Origin of the sequence: Corynebacterium sp. UMB6689, from assembly GCF_030215295.1 — a bacterium.
GTDB classification, from domain to species: domain Bacteria; phylum Actinomycetota; class Actinomycetes; order Mycobacteriales; family Mycobacteriaceae; genus Corynebacterium; species Corynebacterium aurimucosum.
This window is the reverse complement of the sequence record NZ_JASOLS010000038.1, coordinates 1-4597: the sequence shown is the minus strand read 5'-3', so window position 1 is coordinate 4597 and position 4597 is coordinate 1. Positions and strand designations below refer to the sequence as shown.

Genomic DNA, 4597 nt, shown 5'->3' with positions numbered 1-4597 from the left:
TGATAGACTTCAAGAACCTTGGCGAGCAGCTGGATGATGTGCTGGGGTTCAGTTCTCATTACCCCTGATAGACTTCACCTGCGCCAGCCCAAAGCTCGGCACAGGCTGGGGTTCAGTTCTCATTACCCCTGATAGACTTCAGGACGACGCAGCACCATCCGAGGCGGGGCTGGGGTTCAGTTCTCATTACCCCTGATAGACTTCCAAATACCCAATGGGTGCGCGACAGAAAGCTGGGGTTCAGTTCTCATTACCCCTGATAGACTTCGCGACGTACGCGAGGAATGCGAATACCGGCTGGGGTTCAGTTCTCATTACCCCTGATAGACTTCAGCCGCGCATCGATTTGCCGAAAGAATGGCTGGGGTTCAGTTCTCATTACCCCTGATAGACTTCCTCATTCTCGACGTCACCCTCGCCAACAGCTGGGGTTCAGTTCTCATTACCCCTGATAGACTTCACTAGCCCGGCGACCAGGGCGGCGATAGGCTGGGGTTCAGTTCTCATTACCCCTGATAGACTTCCGGTAACCACAAGCCCACACTTGACGGTGCTGGGGTTCAGTTCTCATTACCCCTGATAGACTTCACGGCCTCGTTATACGTGCGGAATACAAGCTGGGGTTCAGTTCTCATTACCCCTGATAGACTTCTTGTCGAATTCCTTCAGGGCAGCTTTAGGCTGGGGTTCAGTTCTCATTACCCCTGATAGACTTCCTCAACTCCGCTACGCATTCGAGAACGGGCTGGGGTTCAGTTCTCATTACCCCTGATAGACTTCCCGGTGTTCCGCTAGTCTCAGTCGATGCGCTGGGGTTCAGTTCTCATTACCCCTGATAGACTTCAAAAGGACGGCACGCCGAGATGCTCGAGAGCTGGGGTTCAGTTCTCATTACCCCTGATAGACTTCTAAGTACCCTGCTCCACCGCCGGCGTAGGCTGGGGTTCAGTTCTCATTACCCCTGATAGACTTCAGTGTGGCCCCAAAAGGGTCGTTTAACTGGAGTTTATCGGTGATCCTCCGCTAGAAAATCGTGAGCTGAGGTGGGGTATTCTCCATTTCGGAAGGCTCTGATTTGGAAAAGCGAATCGCTTTCGACCATTGAATATCAGTGACGGATATGATTCTCACATCTCCGCCTTCTGGTAGACCAGACTTGATTTGCTTGACGGTTGTCGCGATACGGGAGGCGAGGGGGAAATACTGAACGTAAACGCTTAGTTGGGATCTACAAAAGCCAAGGTCTAAGAGGTGGTTTCGAAACCGGTTGGCCTCTCTGGTTTGAATTCTTGATTTAACGGGAAGATCGAACATGACCACGCACCACATTGGTTCACTATCTTTCGCCGGCATCGAGTTTTCCTTCCCAGACGGGAACGTTTAGGTGTTTTAGATTTCCCTCGATATATAGGCCATATTGTTGGCTGAACTCATTAAAAGCTGTGCTTAAGGATTTTCCACTGGAATTGAAGGGGCTGTTTAGATACTGCGATATGAGGGTCTTTTGCGGCGATCCTAATGCTTGTCCGTCACTAGAAACGGTGAATACAACCTGATCAACCATTGGTCGAAATGGTTCAATAAGGTCATCGACCAATGCCCACTTGTTGCCGCGGCCGTGGTGGAATACGCCTAATGCTCCAGATAATCCAGCGCTAGCTACAGCTCGAATGCCGTGGCCGCGCAAAAGTGTGTAACCGTAATCGAGCGCAGAATTCCAGCCAGGTTCTCCGCTGCCAGGTAAACGTAAGTAAGCATGACCATGGGAGATGCAAGACCAGTATTTGCGCGCTGCCTGTGCTTCAAGATTCTCTGGATCGCCAGATTTAACGGTACGAGAGAGGGCGTAGAGTTCCTTGGCTCCAGGCTTAGCTAGTGCTTTTAGAACGGAAGCTTGACCAGAAATTTTGGCTGCGACAATTCGAGACCAAGCTTGCTTCTTTTTGGGCAAAGATAATTGTGATTGGGCTTGGTGGCGAGCACCGATCCGGGAATGTTCGTTCCATGGGTAAGCACCGGCGACCGGAACGTTTCTCCAGTCGCAAACTAAGAGGGCGATGTCGTAGTCACTGAGCTTCTGGAGAACGGCACCGCTGATTGTGCTTTCTGAGCCAATGAGGACGACTGCGATTTGGGCTAGCGGCAGCGAAACATCGGTTGGAGTATCTTCTCGATGGATGATGAGCTGGCCCCGGGAATACCGGAGAGACCCCTTCAAATTGAGACAATCAATGACCCGCCACCCAGAGTTCATTATTCTGCCTTCCAAGAAATGGGCAGATGAGCCTTGCTAGTCAGCCTTATTCTTCCCAGAGCATCTCGACGGACCACAGTCATGTTGCCTTCACCAAAAGCTTTGTTTACGGCTGGCAGCCAGCCCGGTCTATCTATTACTTTCTTGGAGGCTTGAGACACATCGGAAGATAGTCCCTCGGCACTCATATAAAGTGGGCGCAGTCGCAACTTAGAGTTTGAGAAGAACCCATCTAGGCGCCAGCGTTGAATTTGTCCAAACTCTTTTTGCACTTCCGCAATCTGTCCGGTGTTGAAGCTTGAGGTGTCGATGACTAGCTCATCGTCTACAACCAACCAACCAATATACTCTGCCGTGCCGTCGGCAAGGGCCTTGCGCAGTTTGGGCTCTGCCTGGCGGACTGACATTGTCTGCGGTTTGATCTCAGCGGAGAACAGGTCCCCATGTCGGTGCTGCATTAGATCGACATTATAAACCCGCAACATGCTGAAGGAGGAAGCCTTTTTCCCGGGGATTTTATAGATCCGGGCATGGTGGAAACGGCTTAGTTCAGCGTAACCACCTCGTACCTTGATAGCGCCTGCACCAACTGGAAAGACTTCGATTTCGTCGTCGGCATCGTACCAAGTGCCGTGCACACGAATTCGTCGTTCGGGATTCTCTGGCAGACCTTCTTTAGGATCGAAGTCTTCTTCGCGAGTGAGTGCACACCATAATGCTTCGGTGGATGCCCTGTCGATATCGGTGACCGAAATAGCATCGCCGACGCGTATCTTCTTTAACTCTCCGATTGTGTCCTCGTGGGCGCGTCCGTTGCCGATGCGTAGCCTTAGATTCGAGGTAACTACGACTCGGTCTTCATCCAACGCCTGCTGCAAGAGCATGGCGAGTTTTCGCATCTTAGGCAGCCAAGCATTCCACGCCGCGCGATGTGCTTCATCAGCTCCAGTGAATTCTTTCCACTGGGGTGCAGAGCGAAGCAGCTCAGCTTCTCGCTTTTTGTTTGAACGAATGGCAAGAGTTTCTGCGACGTAGTTTTGAGTAAAAGCTACTACTGCAGCATCGACAGCATGATGACGACGGTCGAGGCGAGATTTTCCAGTGCCATCGATGAAACGTAGTTGGCCTGATATTCCCGAAGCACGGCGAGCTTCCGCAGTGAGTGCACCTCGATAGACACTTACGGTAGTGCCGTTATCTTGAAAGCGCTGCGCAACTCTGCCGCGTAGTTCGTTCGCCATCCAAGCAACAGATTCCATCGAGCGGGCGTCGATTGGTTCATCCATGGCGGTTCGCTTCAGTCGCTCGCGGACGCTGGTACGGAATTTGTTGAAGTCCTTTGCTGACATGCCGGAATCTTCGGCCCAGTGGCGCGTACGGTCGAGTGCCTCCTTAACGCTCACACCTGGAATTCCAGACTGGGCTGCCCAAACAGCAAAGGGGAAGTTTTTCTTGGACAGATTACAGCGATGACACACAGCCACGAGGTTGTCACGAGTATTGGTGGAGCCTTGGCCAGCGCGGGGGACAATATGATCCATCTCGCACGTGGAATAAGTGATTGGTTCCCCGCAGTAGGCGCATTGGCAATTTTGGCGTTGTACTGATTGGAACCGCCAAAGGTCGGCACTGCGTGGCTTTCCTTCGATGCCTAGTTTCTCCTGCATATCTTGGAAAAGCTTTTGGTTGCGTTTATGGCGCGCGTTGTTCTCGCGATCAATTTCGTTAGCCTTCGATTTACTGACGAACCCATCGCGGACGTGTTCAATTACGACGGACTTTGGGGCACCCCATACGTCTGCGGCTGCTTCCAGCCACCTTGCCACGCCTTTCAGAACGCGATCTACAGCTGGGTTTCCTACTGGTTCACCAATTCGAGGAGCGGGAGGGGTCCAATCCTTGGGGATGTTAAATTCCGCCAAACGTGCCGCGTAAAGATCAAGATTTTCGTCCAGCATGCGGCTAGTTAGTCGCTTCAGAGTGTCTTCGCAGTATGCGGCACGGCCCATCGGCAGATGTAGAGAATCGAGCTTCTCATGCTCGGTCTCGTCGAGCTCCGCGAAGAAAGCTTGAACTTGAGCTCCTTCAGGGGAATCGAAATCATCAACTTCGGCATTCGACAGAGACTTGAGCATGGCGGCGCGTTCGTCATCCGAGGCCCGCTCCCACCAGGCAGCTAAAGGCTTCACCTTGCAGCCGAGAATCGTCCGGTTGGTGTCATGCACAGGTGGTCGAGCGCCTGCACGTTCGCCATCGTCAGTCATTAGGACCTGCCCCCTGTTTGGTAGACACCTCCGATTCCGACCGTGTTGGGTCGGGGAAAGGTAATCTACCTCCATGCCT

Annotated in this window: 2 protein-coding genes, 1 pseudogene and 1 CRISPR repeat array; all 3 genes and pseudogenes read right to left on the bottom strand. The window is 52.5% G+C overall.

The features are described 5' to 3' along the window. Window positions 1-40: 40 nt before the first annotated feature. Window positions 41-973: direct repeats of the CRISPR family, unit length 36 nt; unit sequence GCTGGGGTTCAGTTCTCATTACCCCTGATAGACTTC. Window positions 974-1023: 50 nt separating this feature from the next. Then, window positions 1024-1329 carry a CRISPR-associated endonuclease Cas2 gene (gene cas2, locus QP363_RS12525; protein ID WP_255365895.1) on the bottom strand — a complete coding sequence of 102 codons (306 nt, stop codon included), beginning with the start codon at window positions 1327-1329 and terminating at the stop codon, window positions 1024-1026. 7 nt (window positions 1330-1336) lie between these two features. Then, window positions 1337-2254, bottom strand: a complete 918-nt coding sequence (gene cas1 / locus QP363_RS12520; RefSeq protein ID WP_083313811.1) for a type II CRISPR-associated endonuclease Cas1 — start codon at window positions 2252-2254, stop codon at window positions 1337-1339. Continuing rightward, window positions 2254-4521, bottom strand: a pseudogene (gene cas9 / locus QP363_RS12515) (type II CRISPR RNA-guided endonuclease Cas9); the annotation flags it as partial. The gene cas1 and the pseudogene cas9, both read right to left, overlap by 1 nt. Window positions 4522-4597: the final 76 nt, after the last annotated feature.